The 23,196-nt window shown below is 76.7% G+C and carries 18 protein-coding genes and 1 riboswitch; of the genes, 3 read left to right on the top strand and 15 right to left on the bottom strand.

Going from position 1 to position 23,196, the window contains the following annotated elements; all coding sequences use genetic code 11:
* Positions 1 to 146 precede the first annotated feature (146 nt).
* Positions 147 to 1,736, bottom strand: a complete 1,590-nt coding sequence (locus AMIR_RS17915) for a PucR family transcriptional regulator (protein ID WP_015802372.1) — start codon at positions 1,734 to 1,736, stop codon at positions 147 to 149.
* A 168-nt stretch (positions 1,737 to 1,904) separates the two neighbouring features.
* On the opposite strand from AMIR_RS17915, the gene AMIR_RS17910 reads away from it, so the two are divergent.
* Together AMIR_RS17910 and AMIR_RS17905 are read left to right on the top strand one after the other, a co-directional pair.
* Positions 1,905 to 2,741, top strand: coding sequence for a MerR family transcriptional regulator (locus tag AMIR_RS17910; protein WP_015802371.1), 837 nt, complete (start codon positions 1,905 to 1,907; stop codon positions 2,739 to 2,741).
* 93 nt (positions 2,742 to 2,834) lie between these two features.
* A complete protein-coding gene (locus AMIR_RS17905; RefSeq protein ID WP_015802370.1) occupies positions 2,835 to 3,377 on the top strand; it encodes an ATP-binding protein in 543 nt (180 codons plus the stop codon).
* 33 nt (positions 3,378 to 3,410) lie between these two features.
* On the opposite strand, the gene AMIR_RS17900 is transcribed toward AMIR_RS17905, so the two are convergent.
* The 14 genes from AMIR_RS17900 to AMIR_RS17840 form a co-directional block, all read right to left on the bottom strand.
* The gene (locus AMIR_RS17900) at positions 3,411 to 4,226 is read right to left on the bottom strand and encodes an energy-coupling factor ABC transporter ATP-binding protein (RefSeq protein ID WP_015802369.1); all 816 of its coding nucleotides are present in this window, start codon (positions 4,224 to 4,226) and stop codon (positions 3,411 to 3,413) included.
* Positions 4,223 to 4,990, bottom strand: coding sequence for a cobalt ECF transporter T component CbiQ (gene cbiQ, locus AMIR_RS17895; RefSeq protein WP_015802368.1), 768 nt, complete (start codon positions 4,988 to 4,990; stop codon positions 4,223 to 4,225). Before cbiQ ends, AMIR_RS17900 begins: the two co-directional genes overlap by 4 nt.
* A 1-nt stretch (position 4,991) precedes the next feature.
* Complete coding sequence (locus AMIR_RS17890) at positions 4,992 to 5,348, bottom strand: energy-coupling factor ABC transporter substrate-binding protein (RefSeq protein WP_015802367.1); 357 nt, start codon at positions 5,346 to 5,348, stop codon at positions 4,992 to 4,994.
* The gene (locus AMIR_RS17885; RefSeq protein WP_015802366.1) at positions 5,341 to 6,039 is read right to left on the bottom strand and encodes an energy-coupling factor ABC transporter permease; all 699 of its coding nucleotides are present in this window, start codon (positions 6,037 to 6,039) and stop codon (positions 5,341 to 5,343) included. Before AMIR_RS17885 ends, AMIR_RS17890 begins: the two co-directional genes overlap by 8 nt.
* 51 nt (positions 6,040 to 6,090) lie before the next feature.
* Positions 6,091 to 6,161, bottom strand: a riboswitch (cobalamin riboswitch).
* Positions 6,162 to 6,293: 132 nt separating this feature from the next.
* A complete protein-coding gene (locus tag AMIR_RS17880) occupies positions 6,294 to 6,815 on the bottom strand; it encodes an AAA family ATPase (RefSeq protein ID WP_015802365.1) in 522 nt (173 codons plus the stop codon).
* Positions 6,816 to 6,877: 62 nt separating this feature from the next.
* A complete protein-coding gene (locus tag AMIR_RS39280; protein ID WP_015802364.1) occupies positions 6,878 to 7,006 on the bottom strand; it encodes a SapB/AmfS family lanthipeptide in 129 nt (42 codons plus the stop codon).
* Between the two features lie 103 nt (positions 7,007 to 7,109).
* Positions 7,110 to 7,619 carry a hypothetical protein gene (locus AMIR_RS17875; protein ID WP_015802363.1) on the bottom strand — a complete coding sequence of 170 codons (510 nt, stop codon included), beginning with the start codon at positions 7,617 to 7,619 and terminating at the stop codon, positions 7,110 to 7,112.
* A gap of 61 nt (positions 7,620 to 7,680) precedes the next feature.
* A complete protein-coding gene (locus tag AMIR_RS17870) occupies positions 7,681 to 8,628 on the bottom strand; it encodes an ornithine cyclodeaminase family protein (RefSeq protein ID WP_015802362.1) in 948 nt (315 codons plus the stop codon).
* A 115-nt stretch (positions 8,629 to 8,743) separates the two neighbouring features.
* Positions 8,744 to 11,029 carry a lantibiotic dehydratase gene (locus tag AMIR_RS17865; RefSeq protein WP_015802361.1) on the bottom strand — a complete coding sequence of 762 codons (2,286 nt, stop codon included), beginning with the start codon at positions 11,027 to 11,029 and terminating at the stop codon, positions 8,744 to 8,746.
* Position 11,030: 1 nt separating this feature from the next.
* Positions 11,031 to 11,282 (bottom strand): acyl carrier protein, encoded by a 252-nt coding sequence (locus AMIR_RS17860; RefSeq protein WP_041836830.1) that lies wholly within the window; start codon positions 11,280 to 11,282, stop codon positions 11,031 to 11,033.
* Positions 11,279 to 12,688: a pyridoxal-phosphate dependent enzyme gene (locus tag AMIR_RS17855; RefSeq protein ID WP_015802360.1), complete on the bottom strand. Its 1,410-nt coding sequence runs from the start codon at positions 12,686 to 12,688 to the stop codon at positions 11,279 to 11,281. Before AMIR_RS17855 ends, AMIR_RS17860 begins: the two co-directional genes overlap by 4 nt.
* The gene (locus AMIR_RS17850; RefSeq protein ID WP_015802359.1) at positions 12,685 to 14,151 is read right to left on the bottom strand and encodes an amino acid adenylation domain-containing protein; all 1,467 of its coding nucleotides are present in this window, start codon (positions 14,149 to 14,151) and stop codon (positions 12,685 to 12,687) included. The genes AMIR_RS17855 and AMIR_RS17850 overlap by 4 nt, the downstream gene beginning before the upstream one ends.
* The gene (locus AMIR_RS17845) at positions 14,151 to 16,472 is read right to left on the bottom strand and encodes a lantibiotic dehydratase family protein (RefSeq protein WP_015802358.1); all 2,322 of its coding nucleotides are present in this window, start codon (positions 16,470 to 16,472) and stop codon (positions 14,151 to 14,153) included. Before AMIR_RS17845 ends, AMIR_RS17850 begins: the two co-directional genes overlap by 1 nt.
* Positions 16,473 to 16,500: 28 nt before the next feature.
* Entirely contained in the window at positions 16,501 to 16,704 is a 204-nt protein-coding gene (locus tag AMIR_RS17840) for an MbtH family protein (RefSeq protein WP_015802357.1), read from the bottom strand.
* Positions 16,705 to 16,887: 183 nt separating this feature from the next.
* Here AMIR_RS17840 and AMIR_RS17835 point away from each other — a divergent pair, with 183 nt between their 5' ends.
* Complete coding sequence (locus tag AMIR_RS17835) at positions 16,888 to 23,184, top strand: non-ribosomal peptide synthetase (RefSeq protein ID WP_015802356.1); 6,297 nt, start codon at positions 16,888 to 16,890, stop codon at positions 23,182 to 23,184.
* Positions 23,185 to 23,196: the final 12 nt, after the last annotated feature.

Here is a 23,196-nt window from a genome sequence, read left to right as displayed (position 1 = left end):
CCGGCCAGCATCACCCGGAGCTCAGGCGGGCGCGTTGTCCGGAACGGGCAATCGGGGAGGGTGTTCTTGTCGGAATCCACAGTCGGGCCGGAATGCGCGGGACGGGACGGGGCGGTTCTCGAATGCGGGCCGACCGACGGGGGCGGTCAGGCGGTCGGGTCTGCGCCCGGATCGTCGCCGCCCAGGTCGCCGCCCAGGTCGCCGCCCGGCTCGCCGCCCGGATCGGTGGCGGCCAGGGCGATCGTCATGGCCAGTCGCTTGCGCGGGTCGTCCAGGTCCAGCGCGGTCACCTCGGCCATCTTGCGCAGCCGGTACCGGACCGTGTTCGGGTGCACCTCCAGGCGCGCCCCCGCCGCCACCAGGTCGCCCTGGGACTCCAGCCAGGCGCGCAGCGTCGGCACGTGCCGCGTCCCGCGCTCGCGGTCGTGCCTGCGCAGCTCGGCCACCGGGCCGCGCGCCGGGACCCGGCCGGTGCGGGCGGCGGCGCGCAGGCGTTGCAGGAGGATGTCGTCCCAGGACTCGTCGTACGCGGGCGGTTCGGAGCCCGCCGGTCTGGTCTCGTGCAGGGCGAGGCACTCGTCGGCCTCCTGCCTGCTCGCGGGCAGCCGCGCCGCCGAGGCCACCCCGCCGATCCCGGCCGTCACCACCACCCGCCGGGGCAGCGCGGCGCGGATGCCCGCGACCCAGGCGCGGGCCGCGTCCGCCGCGTCACCGGGCAGCAGGGTGTACAGGGTGCTGCCCGCCAGGGTGCTGCGGCCCGGCCGGGACCAGCCGAAGCCGGTGGTGGCGCGCTCGAACGCCAGCAGCAGCGCGGCGTGCCGCTCGCCGGCCTCCCGCGCCCGCAGCGCGACCACGCGCAGCTCGCCCTGCGGCAGGCCCAGCCCGCTGAGCGCGGTGGCGGCGTCGGCGGTGCCCTCCAGCAGCCGCAGCGCCAGGTCCGACTCGACCTGCCGCTCCAGGTCGGCGCTGGCGCGCAGCCGCAGCAGGTGCAGCGCGACCGTGCGCGCCCCGTCCGCCAAGGCCGTGCCGCGCGCGCCGGTGAGCGGGTCGCCGCAGGTCACCCACACCGAACCGAGCAGCTCGCGGCCCGCCCGCACCGCCACCACCATGCGCCCGGCCAGGCCGTGCTCGGCGTCGGGGGCCACGAACAGCGGCTCGTCGCGGACCGCCAGGTGCGCGAACACGCCGCGCCGCTCGAACAGCTCCCGCAGCCCCTCGGGCACCTGCCTGCCCAGGATCGTCTCCAGGCGCGCCCGGTCCGCCCCCTCCTGCGAGTCGGAGTAGGCGAGCACGCGGGAGGAGCGGTCCTCGATCACCACGGCCCCGCCCAGCGCGCCGGACAGCCGGTCGGCGAGCGCGAACAGGTCGGTGGGGCCGCGCCCGGACTCGGTCTCCCTGCCCTCCAGCACCAGCCCGTAGACCACGCCCGCCAGCTGGCTCCACGACACCGAGGGGTCCACCAGCAGCACCGCCACGCCCTCGGCCCCGACGAGCGCGGCGGCCCCGGAGCCGTCGTCGTGCGCCAGCACCGCGCTCGCCCCGACCTCCACCGCCCACCCCGCGGCGGTGGCCACGTCGTCCGCGCCCACGGCCAGGAACACGTCCCCGCCCACCGCCCGCGCCTCGGGCTCGCGCATCACCACGCTGCGCAGCTCGGTCGAGCGCGGCACCGGGCAGCTCGCCAGCCGCACCCCGTACCCGCCCAGCACGTTCACCAGGCGGTCCAGCCTGATCATGAGCACCCCCTGTCCCTGGTCGCGGGCACCCACCGTAACCGCGGCGCCCGCCGCGAACGGGGGAGGAGCGCCCAGGGGCAGCGCCTCGGTCCGCCCGGCGCGGGTTGCACCTGCCGCAGCGGCATGTGCTGTCCTGGGGACACCACCGCACGAAAGGCCCCGTTCGCGATGCAGCCCTCCTTCACGTCCCCCCGCCAGGTCAAGATCGGCGACGCCGCCGCCTTCGCCGGAACGACCCCGAGGGCGATCCGGCACTACCACGAGATCGGCCTGCTCCCCGAGCCCGAGCGCGGCGCGGACGGCCGCCGCCGCTACGGCCACGACGACATGATCCGCCTGCTGTGGATCCGCAGGATGGCCGACGCGGGCATCAGGCTCGACGACATGCGGGCGGCGTTCGACGAGGACCAGGACATCGAGCAGGGCCTCGAGGGGCTGGACCGGGCGCTGGCCGCCAGGGAGGCCGAGATCGCGCGCCAGCGCGCGACCGTCCAGCGCCTGCGGGCCGTGGGCAGCCCGCTCGGGCTGCTCTCGGACCTGGTGGTGGGCCTGCTCGGCACCCTGCCGCCCGGCGCGCTGCGCCGCTCCGACCTGGAGGCCCTGCTGGTCACCGAGCGGGTCCTCGGCCCGCTGGGCGCCGCCGTCCAGGCCACCTCGTTCGTCGTGCTGGCCACCCACCCTGGGCTGCGGGCCGAGGAGGAGCGGCTCGACGCGGCCGAGGCCGCCCTCGACGACGGCGTCGACCCCGACGACCCGGTCGTGGAGGAGATCGCCAGGCGGCGGTGCGCCCACCTCCAGGCCATCGACCGGATCGCCAGGGCCACCGGGCTGGACGAGCAGGTCGACGCCCTGTTCGACACCTACGAGGACCCGGACGAGGGGGAGGAGCGTGAGATGAGCGCCTTCGAGGCGTTCACCAAGATGCCGTACGACTTCTCCCCGGCCCGGACGCGCTGCCTCCAGCGCTCGGGGGAGCTGTTGGGGCAGAGCCTGGCGGATCGCTGACGCGGGCCGCCCCGCCCACCGGCCCCTCCCGCCCGCCGGGCATGATCACCCGGCGCGGTTCCCGAGCGGCGGGGCCGGGGGAGGGGGAGCGCCTTGTCCACGCGTCGACTGCTCGTCACCGGCGCCAGCGGCGCGGGCACGACCACCCTCGGGCGGGTGCTGGCCGCCCGGTGGCACGTGCCGCACGCCGACCTGGACGACTACTTCTGGCTGCCCACCGACCCGCCCTACACCGACAAGCGGCCCGAGGCCGAGCGGTTGCGGCTGATGGGCGAGGTGTTCCTGCCTCGTCCCGCCTGGGTGATGTCCGGGGCGCCGATGGGCTGGGGCGAGAGCCTGGTCCCGCTGCTGGACGCCGTCGTGCTGCTGACCCTGGCCCCCGACGTCCGCCTGCGCCGGATCACCGACCGCGAGGGGGAGCGCCGCCTCGCCCCGCTCGAACCCGGCGGTCCCGACGAGGCGGCGTTCCACGACTTCCTGGACTGGGCGCGCGGCTACGACGACCCGGAGTTCGACGGCCGCAGCCTCGCGCGGCACGAGCGCTGGCTGGCCGGGATGTCCTGCCCGGTGCTGCGCCTGGACAGCGCCAGCCCGGTCGAGGCGCTCGCGGACGCGGTCGACGACCTGCTCGCCTGAAACCGGCCCGCCTGAACCCAGGCCGGGCCCGTCTCACCCCCGCAGGCGCGCCAGCACCTCGCCCGGCTCGCGCGGGCGCTCCGGGCCGCCCACCGGCGCACCCGCCTCGCGCAGCAGCCGCACCTGCCACGGCGGCTCCAGCCCGGCCGCCGCCAGCAGCGGCGCGTCGCCCAGCAGGTCGGCCGGGTCGCCCTGGCGCAGCCGGTGGTCGGCCAGCAGCGCCACCTCGTCGGCCCACCGCCACGCCAGGTCCACGTCGTGCGTGGACATCACCACCGTCGTCCCCGCCGCCCGCAGCTCCTCCAGGGTGCGCAGCAGCGCCGCCGCCCCGCTCGGGTCGAGCCCCGCGGTCGGCTCGTCCAGCAGCAGCACGGCCGGCCGCATCGCCAGCGCGCCCGCCAGCGCCACCCGCTTGCGCTGCCCGAACGACAGGTGGTGCACCGGGCGGTCCACCAGGTCGGTGATGCGCAGCGCGGCCAGCACCCCCGCCACCCGCTCCGCGACCTCCGCCTCGCCCAGCCCCAGGTTCACCGGCCCGAACGACACGTCCTGGAACACGTCGGCCGAGAACAGCTGGTCGTCCGGGTCCTGGAGCACCAGCTGCACGTGCTGCCGGTGCGCGGTCAGCGCGCGCCTGCCCCGCCCCAGCGGCGTCCCGCCCGCCAGCACCTCCCCGGACGTGGGGCGCAGCGCCCCGGACAGGCAGCGCAGCAGCGTCGACTTGCCCGCGCCGTTCGCGCCCATCAGCGCCAGCCGCGTCCCCGCGCCCACCCGCAGGTCCACCTCGTGCAGCACGCCGGGCGCGTCCCGGTAGTCGACCGTGACGCCCCGCGCCTCCAGCACGCTCACCACGCCGGTCCCAGCAGCGACAGCAGCGCGCAGGCCAGCACGAGCGCGGCGCCCGCGGCGACGAACGGGCGGCTCACCGGTCGCCTGCGCGGCGCGCCGAACCCCACCGAGGCCCCGCCCCGGCCGGACAGCCCGGCCTCCAGGCGCTGGGCGCCGGTCCACGCCCGGATGAGCGTGGCCGCGCCGAGCGCGCCGACGCTGCGCCGGGCCGCGCGGGCGTCGCGGTAGCCGAGGCGGGCCGCCTGGGTCTCGCGCACGCTCGCCTGCGCGTCCAGCAGCCCGAACAGCATCCGGTACACCACCCCGGCGATCTCGGCCAGCACGCCGAGCCCGCGCACCCGGCCCAGGCTCGCCAGCAGGTGCGGCATCGGGGTGGTGGCGGCCAGCAGCAGCACCGCCGCCGAGGTCGACACCGCCCGCGCCGCGACCCGCGCGCCGCGCAGCGCCGACGCCTCCGTCACCACCAGCGGCCCCCACGACAGCAGGGGCGCGCCCGCCGCGCCGAAGGTCACCACGATCCCGAGCACGCCCAGCGCGACGAACACGACCGGCGCGGCCAGCGCCGCGGACCAGGCGCGCGGCGTGACGCCGGCGAGCGCGCACGCGCACACCGACGCGGCCAGCAGCACCAGCGCGGCGCCCACCGGGCCGCGCCCGGTCAGCGCCACGGCGGCGAGACCACCCGACAGCACGGCCTTCTCGGCCGTCGAGCGGTCCCGCCAGGTGCTGCCCCACGCGGCGTCGTCGAGCGACAGCCGCGCCACCTCAGGCGCCGCCGGCCGGTGGCGGGGTCTCGTCCGGCGCGCTGCCGGGGACCGCCTCGCCGGGGGCCCGGTCGCCCAGGTGCTTGCGGCGCTCGCGGAACGTGCCGAGCGCGAACCCGAGCAGTCCGGCGCCGAGCGCGGCCTGGAGCGCGAACAGCCCGGACTCGACCTCGCCTCCCGGCTGCGTCCACAGCGGCTCGAACCACGGCTCGTAGTCCGGGGCCGACTCCTCGATCTGCTCGGTGGCGGTGGCGTCGGTGCCGCCGAACTCGCCCTTGCCCGTCCCGAGCGCCAGCGCGACCGCGAACACCGCGACCGAGGCCAGCACCAGCAGCACGTTCGTCGTGGTCCTACGCATCGCGCTTCACCCCTGCCAGCGACGGGTCCTCGTCGCGGTCGCGTCCGAACCCGAGCCCGCGCAGCTCGGGGCCCGCCCAGGTGCGCAGGGCGTTGAGCAGCAGCACGCCGATCATGCCCTCGACGATCGCGAGCGGGACCTGGGTGAGCGCGAACAGGCTCAGGAACCGGCTCCACGCGCCGACGAAGCCCGCGCCGTCGTCCGGGAAGGCGATGGCGAGCTGGGTCGCGGTGGTGACGTAGGTGGCGAGGTCGGCGACGGCGACGCCGCAGAACACGGCCACGCCCCACGGCGCCCGCTTGAGCAGCCGGTACACGGCGTACCCGGCCCACGGGCCGACCACGGCCATGGACATCGCGTTGGCGCCCAGCGTGGTCAGCCCGCCGTGGGCGAGCAGCAGCGCCTGGAACACCAGCACGACCGTGCCCAGCGCCGCCATGACCGGCGGCCGGAAGACGATCGCGCCCTCACCGGTGCCGGTGGGGTGGGAGGAGCTGCCCGTCACGGACGGCAGCTTGATCGCGGACAGCACGAACGAGTAGGCGCCCACCGCGCCCAGCAGCAGCCGGGACTCGGGGTGCTCGGCGACGGTCCGCTTGATCTCGCGGACCCCGTGGACGACGAACGGCGCTGCCGCCACCGTCCACGCCGCCGCGTGGACTGGGGGCAGGAAGCCCTCGGCAATGTGCATCGGCACACCTTTCCGGGATGACGCGTCCCGATAGGAGGTACCGAGCCCCGTGAGTTCCTGGCTCGCGGATCGTCGATCCGCTCACAGTGGCGCGACCGCTCCGGTGTTGCACCGGATTCCTCGGCTGACGCTCGGCGGCGGAAGGCTAACACCGATTTCACCTCGCGCTGGCGGGCGCACGTCGTGATCTTGCTCCCCCGCACGTCGGGGCCGTCGCGCGGGGAAAGGCAGGTGTTCGGACTGCCGCAGTGCGGTCAGCCGAGGGCGGCCAGCACGGCCCGGTAGGTGGCGTCCGGGTCCCCGTCCACGACCGGGACGACCTTCGCACGGGGGCGGGTCCTGAGCAGCGCGGTGAGCCTGTCGTGCAGGGCGGCGACCTCGGCGGCGTCGTCGTGCCGCTGGTCCTCGGGGGCGCCGGTCTCGCGCTCGGCGTAGCGGCGCAGGGCGTTGTCCTCGCCGTCGAGCAGGACGATCTCGTGGAACACCGCGCCGGTCGCGCGCGCCAGGTCCTCCAGCTCGGTGAGGAACCCTGGGCGGGCGACGAGCTGGGGGACGACCACGTCGTGCCCGGCGGCGAGGTGGGTGCGGGCGGCGGCGAGCGCGATCGCGCGGGCCAGCAGCCCGGCCTCCGGGCGGGCGTCGCGCCACCGGCCGATCAGGGCGCGGACCAGGTCGACGTCCAGGTCGAGCGCCAGGGGGTGCTCGTCGGCGTACCGCCGCGCCACCGTCGACTTGCCGCACGCGGGCGGGCCGTTGAGCAGGATCAGCCGGGGCACCCGGTCGACCCTAGCGCGGGCGGCCCCCGCCCTCTCGGCGTCGGTGCCGCCCGCGCGGGGGGCTACTCGCGCTCGCCGAGGATGCTCCCGTCGTCGCACACCAGCAGGCTCAGCGTCGAGCCCGCGCCGATCACGTCGGCGGCCTGCTCCTGCTCCACGTCCAGCTCCTGCAGCGCCAGGACGAAGTCCACGACGTCCCTCCTCCGGGTCACGCGCGGCCCGGTGCGGACCGCGCTGTCCGCGTCCCATCAGAGCAGGGCGTTCCGGTCGACGCGGGGCACCGACGCGGCGGGTTCACCGCATCGGGGGTCGCCGGGCGGCCCACTCGCGCTCGGCGACCACGAGCCCCCGCTCCAACGTCCCGACGACCTCAGCCCGACGCACCGACACCTCCGCGGGCGTGCCGGGCCCGTCGTCGTCGCGCACCCGGCAGGCGAGGTGGAGCAGGTCCCCGTCGGGGAACGCGAACGCCAGCGCGAGGTCGGTGCACTCGCCCCAGTCCAGGAACCGGAACCCCGCGAACCGCTCCCCGGTCTCGGTCTCCCCGCCCTCGCCCTCCCCGGTCATCGAGCTCTCGGCCAACCGGAACGCCTCCAGCGCCGAGGTGAACCCCTCGGGCCGCGCGGCCGGTTCGCGGAAGCGGCGGATCTCGTCCCCCAGCTTCTTCACCAGCAGCGGCGGGTAGAACGCGTTGTCCCACGCGTCCACGTGCAGCCCGGCGACGAACACGTCCACGCACAGCAGGTCGGGGTCCCGCTCGACGTGGAACTCCAACCCGAACCCGTCCCGCGACCCGAACACCACGCCACCCCTCCGCGGAACACCGCGCCCACCCGAACCGCTGGGGATCATCCCGCCGCCGGGCTCAGCCCCGCAGACGCGCCACCACCGCCTCCGCCACCACCACGTCCTCCCACGGCATCCCCGAGCTCTTGAACACCACCGGCCGGTCCGCCGACAGCACCGCGCGGCCGGTCACCACGTCCGCCATCGGGATCAGGTCGGACTCGGTCAGGTCCGTCTCGGCGATCGCCATGACCACGTCGCCGCCCTCGCGCAGTGCGGTCGCCACGTCCTCCACCACCACCTGCGCCCGCCCCACCAGCGCCCCGTCCACCTCGCGGCGGTCGGTGTCGTGGGAGCCCACGGCGATCACCACCACGTCCGGGCGCGCCAGGCCCGAGTCGAACACCGGGGTGCCCGACCCCGTCGCGCACACCACCACGTGCGCCCGCGCCACCGCCTCGGCCGCCTCCGGCGACCCGGCCGCCACCAGTGCCGCGCCCTCCCGCAGGGCGCCGGTCACGGCCGACGGGTCGCGCACCACGTGGGTGACCGTCCCCAGCGGGCGGTGGCCCTCGATCACGCCCGCCACGGTGTCCACGTGGCCGGTGCCCTGCGGGCCCGCGCCGAACACGGTCAGGTGCAGCGGGCCGGTCTCGCGCAGCAGCGCGGGGCGGACCGCCGCCACCGACACCGCCGGGGTGCGCAGGGTGGTGAGCGCGGTGCCGTCCAGCAGCGCTCGCGGGGTGAGGGTGGCCGCGTCGAACAGCACGTACACGCCCTGGATGCGCGGCAGGCCCCGCTCCGGGTTGGCCGGGGCGACCGTGGCCACCTTCACCCCGACCGCGCTCGCGGTCTCGGCGGGCATGAGCAGCAGCTGACCCGACGCCACGTCCAGGATGCCGCGCTTGGGCCCGACCGCCGGGTCGAGGCCCGCCCGCAGCGCCTCCTCGACCGCGCCCACCGCGCCCGCCGGGGTGAGCGCCTCCCCGATCCGCTCGGCGGTGACGTAGGCGAGGGTGGCGCTCATCCGGGATTCCTCCGAAAGTGTGATTCCAGTGGAGACGTGATGGCCCCATGCAAGACACCCGATCGGGGGAAGTCAAGTGGTCCGCGCGGTCGCCCCGGCCGCGCGGACCCCGCCCTCACGGCGCCGTGTCGCGCAGCACGAACCGCAGCTCCGAGGTGTACACCTCCCCCCGGTCGTCGGTCAGCCACGCCTGCTCCGGCGTCGGCAGCATCTCCACCACCGTCAACCGCGCCGCCCCGTCCGCCCTGGCCAGCCTGCGCACCGCCTTCGCCAGCAGCGTCACCGACGCCGGGCTGTCGAAGTCCGCGAACACCGGGCGCGGTTCGGCGGGCGAGGTGAAGAACACGAACCTCGGCAGCCCCCGCTCCGCCCGCCACGCCCGCGCCGCCGCGAAGCGGGCCGGTTCCGTGCGCGCGTCCGCGAAGTCCAGCTCCGCCACCGGGAACCGCCACGTCTCCCGCGACACCACCAGCGGCCCCACGCTCACCCTCGGCGTGCGGTCGGCCTCCGGCAGCACCCGGAACCCGTCCACCACCAGCGTGGTCAGCACGTGCGAGAACACGTCCGCCACCGGGAACACCGCCCCGTCCGGCAGCACCGCCACCAGCTCCTCGCCGCGCAGCTCCACCCGCACGTCCGCGCTGCGCGACGTCCGGGGGCGGCGCGGGTCGGCGGTGTCGTCCACCAGCGCCACGCAGTAGTCCTCCGGCCGCACCAGGCTCTGCCGCACCCGCGAGGACAACCGCGCCTTGTGCTCCTTCGGCAGCAGCGGCAGCAGCCTCGGCCCCGGCACGTCCCGCGTGGTCAGCTCCACCAGCTCCGAGGCGTCGGGGTGCTGGTCCAGGTACAGGGAGGCGCCCAGGGTGTTCATGGCCACGTGCAGCTCGCCCAGCACCAGGGAGAACTCGCCGCGCCGCACCGCGTCCGCGCCCGCCGCCGCGATCATCACGTCCGGGCTCAGGTAGCGGGCCGCGTTCCAGCCGCCGCCGGGCGAGGCGAACGCCGCCCGCGCCCGCGCCGACACCTTCGCCAGGTCCAGCCGCACCTCGCGCGCGCCCTCCGGCAGGTCCAGCACCTCCGCCCAGCGCCGCCAGAACTCCGCCCGCAGCTCCGCCAGCGCGACGCCCGCGTCCCGGTGCAGCACCGGCATACAGGCGAACCAGAACGTCGCCAGGTCCACCGGGCCCGAGGCGTCGAACACCCGCCGCGCCCCGTCCAGCACCCGACGCGCCAGCGACGAGGTCAACCAGGCCGCGCTGACCAGCAGCGGCTCCAGCGCCGCCAACCCGTCCAGCACCCGACCGCCCAGCCGCACGGTCGCCGAGCGGCGGCAGTCGGAGTGCGCGAGCGCCCGGCCCGGCGCGGTCGACCCGCCCTTCTCGCGGGCCGCCGCGGTCGCGGTCAGCTCCTCGAACCTGCGCTCCAGCGCGGACATCGCCTCGACCAGACCGTCCGAGGTGGACGCCGAGGCGATCCGGTCGCGACCGCGCTCCAGCTCGTCCAGCGCCGCCAGCCCCGGCGCGGCCAGCTCCTGCGGCACGCCCTCCAGCCACGCCCGCAGCGCGCGCTCCGGGTGCGCCCCGGCCGGGACCTCCAGGCGCCGCACCAGGCACCGGCGGCGCTCCAGCTCCACCAGGTCGGCGGTGACGTCGCGGCCCAGCAGCCCGGACAGCTCGATCGCCGCCCGCGTGCCGTCGCACCGCGCCAGCACCTCCAGCAGCGGCGCGGCCAGCGGCTTCGGCGCGCAACCGGGCAGCGCCACCTCGCCGTCGCCCAGCCGCACGAACGGCACCCGGCGCGGCGCGATCCACGGCGCGAGCGCCGGGTCCTCGCCGAGCACGCGGGCCAGCGCGTCGACCGCCCAGCTCGCGAAGTGCACGCTCGTGCTCGCGACCAGGCCCTCGCCGGGGTCGACCTCCACGCCGTCGACCGCGTCGTCCAGCCTGCCCCAGCCGACCGGGCCGAAGAAGCCGATGGTGTCGTTCTTGACGCAGAACCGCTGCCAGTAGTGCGAGATCAGCTCCTCGCGCTGGCGGGTGCGGCTGGCCCGCCCGGCACCGGGCTCCCACTCCAGGAACGGCCGCACCGCCCGCCCCAGCACCGCCCGGTTCTGCCAGGCGATGGCGCTCTGGAACGCCTCGCCGCCCGCGATGTCGCGCAGCTCCAGCGCCGACTTGACCGCCTCGGCCTCGAACGCGGCCTCGAACGCCTTCCACTCCGCGCCCTGCCGCGACCGCGCCGACGCGAACCGGTCGGCGGCCAGGCCGAGGCCGTGCGGGGCCAGCCGCAGCACCCCGTCGACGGGGAAGCCCGCGCCGCGCACGCTGAACTGGTCCCACAGCCGCCACCGGCCGCCGGGGAGCGACCTGCCGCTGTCGGGCGTCGTGTTGTCGGTGGCCATGTCAGCCGACCTCCAGTTCCTGCTCCAGCACCGACGCCAGGTCGGCGGGGGAGGGGTAGGCGAAGACCAGCGCGACGGGCACGTCCACGCCCAGCGCCGACTCCAGGCGCGCGGTGATCTGGAACGCGGACAGCGAGTCGCCGCCCGACTCGAAGAAGTCGCTGTCGGCGTCGAGCGACTGCTCGCCGAGGGCGTCGCGGTAGGCGGCGGTGGCCAGGTCGGTCAGGTCGGCGGTGGTGATGGCGGTGGTCATGAGCGGACTCCTCGGGTGGGGGCGCCGGGCACTGCCCCGGCGGGGTGGGTGGTGAGGTCGGTCGGGGTCGAGTGGGTGGGGACGAGGTGGGTGGCCGTCAGGTCGGTGGGGGTGATCCGGCGGGTGGGGATGCGGCGGGCGCCCGCGCGCGGGGAGCCCGCGCCGCGCCCGCCGGCGGTGCGGCGGCGGCCGGTGGCGGCGAGCGCCTCGGCGGTGTTGCCGCCGGACACCACCACCGCGGCCGTGCCGGTGAACCCGGTGGTCAGCGCCCCGGCCAGCGCGGCGGCCCCGCTCGGCTCGGCCCGCACCCCGGCCCGGCGCAGCAGCTCCGCCGCGTGCTCGACCGCGTCGTCGTCGACCGCGACCAGCTCGTCCACCCGGCGGGTGATGACGGGCAGCGTCACCGCGCCCGGCCGCTGACCGCGCAGCCCGTCCGCGACGCTGCGGGAGGGCGGCACCAGCACCGGGGCGCCCTCGGCCAGCGAGCGGGCGTAGCGGCGGGCGTCGGCCGGTTCGACGCCGACCACCCGCACCGGCAGGTCGCGCGCCGCCAGGCACACCCCGGCCAGCAGCCCGCCGCCGCCGACCGGGACGAACACGGTGCCCACGCCCGGCGCGTCCTCGAACACCTCCAGGCCGACCGTGCCCTGACCGGCGACCACGAGCGCGTCGTCGGAGGACGGCACCAGCCGCGCGCCGGTGCGGGCCGCCAGCTCCCTGGCCCGCGCGTCCCGCTCGTCCACGCCGCCGGGCACCGCCAGCACGGTCGCGCCCAACCGGCGCAGCGCGTCGGCCTTCGCCGCGCTCGCGCCCGCCGCCATGACGACCGTGACCCGGACGCCGAGCGACCGGCCGAGGGTGGCGACGGCGAGGCCGTGGTTGCCGGAGGAGCCGGTGACGACCTCGGCGCACGGGGCGGCGAGGAGCGCGTTCGCCGCGCCCCGGATCTTGAACGACCCGGCGCGCTGGGCGTGCTCGGCCTTGAGCAGCACCCCCGGCAGCGACTCCAGCGCCAGCAGGGGCGTGCGCAGCACGTGCCCCTCCAGGCGGAGGGCGGCGGCCAGGACGTCGGCGCGGGTGGGCGGGGCGGTGGCGGGTGTGGGCGGCACGTCGGCGTGGCCCAGCGGGGCGAGCCGCCCCGACGTGGTCGCCGCACCGAGTGCGGTGGTCTGACCAGGAGTGGTGGCGAGGCGCGGTGGGATGGTCCGGTCCGCCGGTTCGGCCCAGTCCGGCAACCCCGGTGCGGTGGCCCGATCCCGCGCGCCCGCCGCGCCCGCCGTGCCCGCCGTGCCCGCCGCGCCCGCCGTGCCCGTCGCGCCCGCCGCGCCCGCCGTGCCCGTCGCGCCCGCCGCGCCCGCCGCGCCCGTCGCGTTCGCCCGGCCCGACCAGGCCGCGAGCCGGTTCACCGGGCACCCGCCGCGAGCGCCGCGCGGTCGACCTTGCCGCTGCGCGTGGTCGGGAAGCGGTCCAGGCGGGTGAAGCGCCTGGGCATCAGGTGCGGGGGCAGCGCGTCCGCCAGGTGGGCCCGCAGCGCCGCGTCCCGCACCTCCGCGACCTCGCCCGTCACGTGCGCCACCAGGTAGGTGCGGTGCTGGGCGTCGGTGGCCGGGGTGACCGCCGCGCCGGTGATCGACGGGTGCGTCAGCAGCACCGCCTCCACCTCAGCCGGGTCGACCCGGTGGCCGCGCACCTTGATCTGCCGGTCGTCCCTGCCCAGGTACTCCAGGACGCCGTCCGGTCGCCGCCGCGCCAGGTCGCCGGTGCGGTACAGCCGCTCGCCCGTCCCCCCTGGGGGGACGACGCAGAACGGGTCGGGGACGAACCGCTCCGCCGTCAGCCCCGGCCTGCCCGCGTAGCCGCGCGCCACCCCGATCCCGCCGAGGTGCACCTCGCCGACCGCGCCGTCCGGGACCTCCCGCAGCGCGCCGTCCAGCAGCCGCACCACCACGCCCTCGATCGGCCGACCGACCAGGTCGGCGTCCTCGGGCGCGGCGGGAACCTCGTGGCGGGTGGAGGTCATCGTGCACTCGGTCGGGCCGTACTGGTTGACCAGCCTGCCCGGCAGCAGCGCCCGACCGCCCGCCGCGAGGAACGGGCGCAGCGACTCGCCGCTCGTCGCCACCAGCCGCACGCCCCGCAACGCCTCGACGGCGCCCGGCCTGCGGGACAGGAAGGTCAGGAACGACGGGGTGGTGCTCAGCACCGCGTTCACCCCGTGCGCCCGCACGGCCGCGAACAGCTCCTCGGGCCGCAGCAGCGCCGACCGGGGCAGCACCACCACGCTGCCGCCCGCCAGCAGCGGGGCGAGCGTGTCGCGGATCGACGCGTCGTAGCCCATCGGGGCCAGTTGCAGCACGACGGTGTCCGGGCCGAGGTCGTTGTCGCGCACCGCCGAGCGCAGGTACGAGCGCAGCGAGCGGTGCTCGACCAGCACCGCGTTCGGCACGCCCGTCGACCCGGAGGTGTGGCTGACGTACGCCAGCGACCGGGGATCGGGCTCACCCTCGGGCAGGACCGCGTCCGGCGAGTCCGAGTCCACCAGCACGGTCGGGCCGGGCACGGAGAACCGCTCCGCGAGCCCCGCGGCGGACACCAGCACCCGCGCCTCCGACAGCAGCGCCGCCACCCGCTGGGGCGGCAGGTCGGTGTCCACGGTCAGGAACGCGCCGTGCGCCCGCCGCACCGCCGACATCGCGACCACCGCGTCCACCCCGCGCTCCAGGGCGATCGCGCACACCACCTCCGGCCCCACGCCCGCCGCCACGAGCGCGCGGGCCAACCGGTCCACCCGCGTCTCCAGCTCCCGGTGGGTGAGCACGCCGTCCGGGGTGACGACGGCGGGCCGCCCGCCCGGTCCCGCGGCGCCCATCACTCCCGCCCCGTCTGGTCGAAGGCCACGAACCGCAGCTCCGAGCTGTACTTCGCGCCCTCGCCGTCGGTCAGCCACGCCTGCTCCGGGTTCGGCAGCATCTCCGACACCACCAGCCGCGCGGCCGGGTCCTGCCGCGCCAGCCTGCGCACGGCCTTGGCCAGCACGTTCACGTACACCGGGCTGTCGAAGTCCACGTAGAACGGCCGGGGCTCGGCCGGCGAGACCACGAACGCGTAGCGGGGCAGCTCCTGCCGCTCGCGCCAGGCCCGCGCCAGCACGAACCGGCGCGCCTCGTGCTTCTCCGCCGCGAACTCCAGCTCCCCGGCGGCGAACCGCCACGTCTCGCGCGCCACCACCACGTTGTCCACGGTCACCCGAGGCGAGTGGTCGCCGGTCGCCCGCAGGCTGAACCGGTCCATGATCCGCGCGGTCAGGGCGTTGCCGAACACGTCGATCACCGGGAACACCGCCCCGTCGGGCAGCACCGCGACCAGGTCGCCGTCGCGCTCCTCCACGAGCACGTCCGCGCCCACCGCGGTGCGCGGCCGGTGCGGGTCGGCGGTGTTGTCCACCATGCCCACCAGGTAGTCCACCGGCCGGTTCAGCGCGGGCCTGCTGCGGGTGTTCCACTTCGGCGGCTGCTCCTTGGGCAGCATCGGCAGCAGCCGGGGGCCGGGGTTGTCGACGTCGGTCTCGGCCAGCAGCTCGGCCACGTCCGGGTGCTGCATCACGAACAGCGAGGCGCTCATCGTGTTCACGCCCACGTGCAGCTCGCCCAGCACCAGCTCGAACTCGCCGCGCTCCACCGCCGAGGCGTCGTCGGCCACGACGAACACGTCCGGGCTGAGGTAGCGGGCCACGTTCCAGCCGGAGGCGGGTTCCTCGAACGCCTCCCGCACCGCGTCCGCGATCGCCGCCGACGACAGCCTGACCCGCCGCGCCCCCTCGGGCGCCTGGACGATCGACTCCCAGCGGCGCTGCAGCTCGGCCTGCACCCGGTCGGCGTCGGCGATCGAGTCCGGGTGCGGCACCGGCAGGCACGCCATCCACAGCGACGCCAGGTCCACCACCGGGCGCGTGGCGCGCAGCCCGTCGAACGCCTCCCGCAGGTGCGCCCTGGCGATCTCGGCGTACCGGTTGGTCATCCACCGGGCCGCCGTCAGGCACTGCGCCAGCGGGGTCAGCTCGTCCAGCACCGCCGACCCGAGGGTGGCGGTGGCCGCGCGCCGCGAGTCGGAGTACACCAGCGCCCGGTTGGCGCCGGTCCGGCCGCCCTTCGCGCGCTGCGCCGCGGTGCTGGTCAGCTCGGTGAAGTCCGCTTCCAGCGCGGACATCGCCGCCAGCAGCGCGTCCGCGTCGCCCAGCGCCGCCCTGACCCGGTCGCGACCGCGCCGCAGCACCTCGATGCGCGCCAGCGCGGGCTCGCGCACCGCCGCGTCGCCGACCCTGGCGATGATCTCGCGCAGCGCCTCGTCCGGGTGGGCGCTGGCCGGGACGTCGATGCGCCAGGTGATCCAGCGCCTGCGCAGCAGCTCGTCCAAATCCGCCAGCACGGCGTCGACCTCGCGGCCCAGCGCCTCGGCGATGCCCACCGGGTGGCGCGTGCCGTCGCACAGCCGCAGCACCGCCTCCAGGCCCTCGGCGATCGGCACGGCCGCGCGACCGGGCAGGCTCACCGCGCCGCCGTCGACCCTGGCGAACGCCACCCGGCGCGGCGGCGTCCACGGCCGCATCCCCGGCTCGGCGCCCAGCACCTTGGCCAGGGCGTCGACGCCCCAGCTGGAGAAGTACACCTCGGAGCGGGCCAGGAACCCCTCGCCGTGGTCGGTGGTGACGCCGCGCGGACCGGCCAGGTCCCAGCGGCCCCAGCCGACCGGGCCGAAGAAGCCGATCGTGTCGTTCTTGACGCAGAACCGCTGCCAGTAGTGCGCCACCAGCTCCTCGCGCTGGCGGGGCATGCTCGTGCGGCCCTCGGCCGTGGGCGTCCACCTCAGGAACGGCGCGATGCCCGAGCCGAGCACCGCCTTGTTCTGCCACGCCAGCGCCGTCCGGAACCTCGGCTGCGCGGCGATGTCCTGCAGCTCGTGGGCGGTCGCCACCGCGCACTGGGCGAAGAACTCCTCGAACTCGGCCCACTCCGGGCCCTTCCACCGCTCGCGCGGGGTGACGTCGGTGAACTTGTCCGCCGCCTCGCCCAGCCCCTCCGGCGCCAGGCGGAGCACCCCCGCCGCCGGGAACCCCGTGCCGCGCAGGGCGAACTGGTTCCACAACCGCCAGCCGCCACCGGGCAGCAGCACCTCTTCGGCCACGCCGACCATCCCTTCCGACTAGCTCACGGGGGCTTGTTCAGCCCAGCTGCCCCATCCGCTCGCGCAGGCCGCGCGGTCGCATGTCGGTCCACACCCGCTCGACGTGCTCCAGGCACGCCGCGCGCGGCCCCTCGGTCCCGTCGGCGACCCAGCCGGGGGGCAGGTCGCGGTCGGCGGGCCAGATCGAGTACTGCTCCTCGTCGTTGACCACGACCCGGTACACCCGCTCGTCCTGCGTCATCTGCGCTCCCCGTCGGTCGGTGGCGGTGTGCTTGCCGGACCGACGATGCCGCCGCGCGGGCGGCGCCGGTAGAGAAGGAAGCGCAGCGACGACGGCAACCGCGCCGTGCCGCTCCTTCCCTGGTGAGAGCCCCTCCCCGGCGAGCAGTCTTCGTCCAGACACCGCTTCGCAGGGAGGCAGACAGTGAACGAAGGCGCACCGCACACGGCGAACGGACCGGCGGCCGAGGTCTCCTCCGCGCAGCGGAGGCTGTGGTTCCTGGAGCAGCTGGCGCGCGGCGGGTCGGACAACCTGCTGCCGCTGGCGCTGCGGGTGCGCGGCGCGCTGGACGTGCCCGCCCTGGAGCGGGCGCTGGCCGGGGTCGTCACGCGGCACGAGGTGCTGCGCACCCGGTTCACCGCCGTCGACGGCGAGCCCGTGCCGGTGCTCGACCCGCCCGACGCCGTCGTGCTGCGGCACCTGGACGCCGCAAGCCCGCAGGAGGTGTTCGAGCGCGAGCTGCGCCGCCCGCTGGACCTGGCCGTCGAACCGCCGGTGCGCGCCGTGCTGGCCCGCCTCGGCGCCGAGGACCACCTGCTGCTGCTGGTGGTGCACCACATCGCCGTCGACGGCTGGTCATGGGACGTGCTGCTGCGCGAGCTGGCCGCAGGCTACCGGGGCGAGCACGTGCCCGCCCCCGCCCACCAGTACGCGGACTTCGCCGCCTGGCAGAACGCCCGCCGCACCCCGGAGCGCCTGGCGCGGCTGCTCGCCCACTGGACCGGCCGCCTCACCGGCGTCACCCCGCTGGCGCTGCCCACCGACCGGCCCCGCCCCGAGGTGTGGGACGGCTCCGGCGACGTGGTGCGCTTCGTGGTGCCCCCGGACCTGCTGGCCCGCGTCGACGCCGCCGCCCGCGAGCGCAGGGCGACCCGCTACCAGGTGCTCCTCGCGGTGTACCAGTCGCTGCTGGGCCACCACAGCGGGCGCACCGACGTCGCCACCTGCACCACCATGACCGACCGGGGCGGGCCGCTGGACACCGCGAACCTGATCGGGCCGTTCGTCAACACCGTCGTGCTGCGCACCGACCTGGGCGGGCGCCCGTCGTTCGACGCGCTGCTGCGCCGGGTCCGCGACGGCGTCCTCAAGGACCTCTCGCACGCCGAGGCGCCCTTCGACCGGGTCGTCGGCGCGCTCGGCCTGGAGCGCGACCTGTCCCGCCACCCGCTGGCGCAGGCCTCGTTCACCCTGCTCAACACCGCCCACCAGGGCGCGAGCCTTCAGGGCCTGGACGCGGAGCTGGTGCGCACGCCGCTCGACGGCACCGACATGGAGGTCTTCCTCGACCTCACCCTGATGCCCGACGGCAGCCTGCTCGCCCGCCTCCAGTACGCCACCGCCCTGTTCGACCGGGCCACCGCCGAGCAGCTGGCCGACGGGTTCCTGGCGCTGCTCACCGCCGTGCTGGACGACCCGGACGCGCCGGTCGCCGACCTGGCCGCGCTGCTGCCGCCGCTGCCCGGCCGGGTGCTGCTCGACACCTGGGGCAGGCCCGCCGCGGTCCAGGTGCCCGAGCCGCTGCGGGTGCGGGGGAGCGGGGAGCGCGCCGCGCTGGTGTGCGGGGCGGACACCGTCACCTACGACCGCCTCGAAGCCCTGACCGGCGGACTGGCCGCGCTGCTGCGCGAGGCCGGGGTGCGGCGGGGCGACGCGGTCGGGGTGTGCCTGCCGCGCGGGACCTGGTCGGTCGTGGCGATGCTGGCGATCTGGCGCGCGGGCGGCGTCCACGTGCCCCTGGACGCGGCGCTGCCGGTGGAGCGGCGGGCGTTCATGGTCGCGGAGGCGGGCGTGCGGCACGCCGTGGGCGACACCGGCGTCGCCGGGGTGCGGCACCTCGACGTGGCCGACGTGGACCCGGACGCCGGGGTCGACCCGGTGGACCCCGACCCGGCCGAGCTGGCGTACGTCATCTTCACCTCCGGCTCCACCGGCCTGCCCAAGGCGGTCGGCGTGGAGCACGGCGCGCTCGCCGCGCACGTCACCGCCGCCCGCGACCGCTACGCCGTCACCGAGGCCGACCGGGTGCTCGCGTTCTCCTCGTTCTCCTTCGACGCCTCCCTCGACCAGCTGCTGCCCGCCCTCACCCGCGGCGCGACCGTCGTGCTGCGCGGCGACGAGCCGTGGCTGCCCGCCTCGGTGCCCGCGCTCGTCGCCGCGCACGGCCTCACCGTCCTGAACCTGCCGCCCACCTACTGGAGCGAGCTGGCCCTGTCCCTGGCGTCGGGTCCCGTGGACTCCAGCACCGACCTGGCGGGGCTGCGGCTGCTGATCCTCGGCGGCGAGGAGGTGCCGACCGGCGCGCTGGCCGCGTGGCGCGGGCACGCCCCGCACGTGCGGGTGCTCAACGCCTACGGGCCCACCGAGGCCGTCGTCACCGCCACCACCCACGAGGTCGCCGGCGCCCAGAGCGGTGGAGCCCAGAGTGGTGCGGCCCAGAGCGGTGGGGCCCAGAGCGGCCGGGTCCCCATCGGTCGCCCGCTCGGCGGAAGGCGGGTGCTGGTGGTCGACGCGGGCGGCGACCCGGTCGGCGTCGGCGAGCCCGGCGAGCTGCTGGTCGGCGGGGCCGAGCTGGCGCGCGGCTACCTCGGGCGGCCCGCGCTCACCGCCGAGCGGTTCGTGCCGGACCCGGCGGGCGGCAGGCTCTACCGCACCGGCGACCTGGTGCGGTGGCGGGCGGACGGGGAGCTGGAGTTCCTCGGGCGCGCCGACGACCAGGTCAAGATCCGGGGCTACCGGGTGGAGCTGGGCGAGGTCGAGTCGGCGCTGTCCGGGTGCGCGGGCGTGCTCGCCGCCGCAGCTGCGGTCAAGGCCGACGCGCACGGCGGGCAGAGCCTCGTCGGCTACGTCGTCCCCGCAGGCGCCCCCACCGCAGCCACCCCCACCGCAGCCGAGCTGCGCGCCGAGCTGGCCCGAGCGCTCCCGCACTACGCGGTCCCGGCCGAGATCGTCGTGCTGGACGCCCTGCCCGTGACCACCTCCGGCAAGCTCGACCGCGCCGCCCTGCCCGACCCCGACCGCTCCGCCGCCCCCGCCGGCGACCACGCCGAGCCCCGCGACGACGTCGAGCGCGAGATCGCCCGCATCTGGGCCGAGGTGCTGGGCGTGCCCAGGGTGGGCCTGGACGACGGGTTCTTCGACCTCGGCGGCCACTCGCTGCTCGCCACCATGGCCGTCTCCCGCGTCGCCGAGCGGCTCGGGCGGGACGTGGAGCTGCGGGTCCTGTTCGAGAACCCGCGCATCCGCGAGTTCGGGCCCCTGGTCGCCGCCGCCCGCCCCGTCGCCACCGCCCGCGTCGTCCCGGTCGACCGCTCCGGCCCGCTGCCGATGTCCTTCGCGCAGGAGCGCCTGTGGTTCCTGGACCGGGTCTCCGACTCCGGGGAGGACTACGTGCTCTGGTTCTCCTGGCGGGTGGGCGGTCCGCTCGACGCCGACGCGTGGGAGGCCGCGCTGGGCGACGTCGTGGCCAGGCACGAGGTGCTGCGCACCGCGCTGATCGAGGTCGACGGCCACCCGGTGCAGCTGGTCCGGCACGACGTGCCGGTCCCGCTGGAGCGGCGCGCGGGGCACGACGTGGAGCAGGTCCGGCGCGAGGCCAAGGAGTTCGCCGCCGCCCGCTTCGAGCTCGACCGGCCCCCGCTGGTCCGCTCCGGGCTGTGGCGGCTCGGACCCGACGAGCACGTGCTGGTGCTGGCCTTCCACCACGTCGCCACCGACGGCTGGTCCAAGGACGTGGTGATCGGCGACCTGGCCCGCTGCTACACCGCCCGCGTCGCGGGCCGCACCCCCGAGCTGCCCGCGCTCCCGGTGCAGTACGGCGACTACGCGGTCTGGCAGCGCGACCTGCTCGACTCCGGCGCCCTCGACGGGCAGCTCGCGCACTGGAGCGCCGCCCTGGACGGGGTGGCCGCGCTGGACCTGCCCACCGACCACCCCCGCCCGGCCACCCGGTCCGCGCGCGGCGGGGCGGTGGAGACGCCGCTGCCTCCGGAGCTGGCCGAGGGCGTGGACGCGCTCGCCCACCGCTTCGGCACCACCCGCTTCACCGTGCTGCTGGCCGTGCTCCAGTCCGTGCTCGCCCGCTGGTCCGGGCAGACCGACGTCGCCGTCGGCACCCCGGTGGCCGGGCGCGGCCGGGTCGAGCTGGAGGGGCTGGTCGGGTTCTTCGTCAACACCGTCGTGCTGCGCGGCGACCTGTCCGGCGACCCGACCTTCGCCGAGCTGATCACCAGGGCCCGCGACACCGCCCTGACCGCCTTCGGCAACCAGGACGTGCCGTTCGAGCGCCTGGTCGAGCGGCTGCGCCCGGAGCGGGACCTGTCGCGCAACCCGCTGTTCCAGGTCATGTTCGACGTCCAGGAGAGCGCGGTGTCCACGGGCCTCTCCCTGCCGGGCCTGGACCTCACCGGGTTCGCCCTGCCGTGGGAGTCGGCGAAGTTCGACCTCACCGCGACGTTCCTGGCGCACCCGGACCGCTTCTCGCTCGACGTCGAGTACAGCGCCGACCTGTTCGACGCGGCCACCGCCACCCGGCTGGCCGAGCACGTCGTCCGCGCCCTGCGCGCCGCGATCGCCGACCCGGACTCGGTCGCCGCCCGCGCCGACCTGCTGTCCCCTGGCGAGCACGCCGCCCTCACCGCCCCGCCGCCGCCCGCGCCCGCCGCGCCGCTGCGCCTGGGCGGGGTCCCGGAGGCCACCGCGCTGGTGTGCGGGGAGCGGGCCGTGACGTACGGCGAGCTGGACGGCCTGGTCGGCGGGCTGGCCTCGGCGCTGGTCGCCGGGGGAGTGCGCCGGGGCGACCCGGTCGGGGTGTGCCTGAGCCGGGGCCCGTGGTCGGTGGCGGCGATGCTCGCGGTGTGGCGGGCGGGTGGCGCGTACGTGCCGCTCGACCCGGCGCTGCCCGAGGAGCGGCTGCGGTACGCGCTGGCCGAGGCCGGTGCGCGGGTCGCGGTCGTGGACGAGCGGACGAGCGGTCCGCTCACCCGGCTCGGCGCCCAGGTCGTGCCCGTCGGGAGCACGACTCCCGGCGCGCACCCCGCAGCGGACCCCGACCCCGCCGACCCCGATCCCACTGACCTGGCCTACGTCATCTTCACCTCCGGCTCCACCGGCAGGCCCAAGGCCGTCGGCGTCGACCACGGCCCGCTGGCCGCGCACGTCGCCGCCGCCCGCGAGCTGTACGCCCTCACCCCCGACGACCGGGTCCTGTCGTTCGCCTCGCTGTCCTTCGACGCCTCGCTCGAACAGCTCCTGCCCGCGCTGGCCGCCGGGGCGACCGTCGTGCTGCGCCCGGACGAGGTGTGGTCGGTGGACGAGCTGGCCGCCGAGGTCCGAGGGCGCGGCGTGACCGTCGCCGAGCTGACCCCGTCCTACTGGGCGCAGGTCGTGGCCCGCCTCGGCGACCTGGCCCCCGACCTGGCCGGGCTGCGGCTGCTGGTCACCGGCGGCGAGGCGCTGCCCGCCGAGCCGCTGGGCCGCTGGTTCGAGCTGCTGCCGCACGTGCCGGTGGTCAACAGCTACGGCCCGACCGAGGCGGTGATCGCCGCGACCGCCCACCTGGTGACCGGCCCGGTCGCCGGCCGCGTGCCCATCGGGACCGCGCTGGGCGCCCGCACCCTGCACGTGGTCGACCGGCACGACCGCCCGGTGCCCGACGGCGTGCCCGGCGAGCTGCTGATCGGCGGCCCGCACCTGGCGCGCGGCTACCTCGGCCACCCCGAGCTGACCGCCGAGCGGTTCCCGGCCAACCCGTTCGGGCCCGGCCGCGCCTACCGCACCGGCGACCGGGTGCGCCGCCTGCCCGGCGGCGAGCTGGAGTTCCTCGGCCGGGTGGACGACCAGGTCAAGATCCGGGGCCACCGGATCGAGCCCGGCGAGGCCGCCGCGGTGCTGCGGGAGTGCCCTGGGGTGCGCGGCGCGGCCGTCGTGGTCCGCGACGTCGGCGGCGAGCCCGCGCTGGTCGGCTACGCCACCGGCGAGGGCCTGGACCCCGGCGGGCTCACCACCTGGTGCCGCGACCGGCTGCCCGGCTACCTCGTGCCCACCGCGGTCGTGCTGCTCGACGCCCTGCCGCTGACCGTGCAGGGCAAGCTCGACACCGCCGCCCTGCCCGACCCCACGACCACCGCCCCCGGCGAGCACGTCCCGCCGGGCACGCCCACCGAGGTCGTGCTGGCCCAGATCTGGGCCGAGGTGCTGGGCGTGGACCGGGTCGGCCTGCACGACGACTTCTTCGCGCTCGGCGGCCACTCGCTGCGCGCCGTCGCCACCGCCTCCCGCGTGCGCACCGCGTTCGACTGCCCCCTCGCGGTGCGCGAGCTCTTCGACAACCCCACCGTCGCGCTGCTCGCCGCCGAGGTGGAGCGCCTGCTGGTCGAGCAGATCTCCGCGATGAGCGAGGACGAGATCGACCTCTCCCTGTCGGTCGACGCCGCTTTCTGAAGACGAACTGGA

The sequence above is a fragment of the Actinosynnema mirum DSM 43827 genome (genome assembly GCF_000023245.1).
Lineage (GTDB): Bacteria > Actinomycetota > Actinomycetes > Mycobacteriales > Pseudonocardiaceae > Actinosynnema > Actinosynnema mirum.
This window is presented reverse-complemented; position numbering and strand designations above follow the sequence as displayed.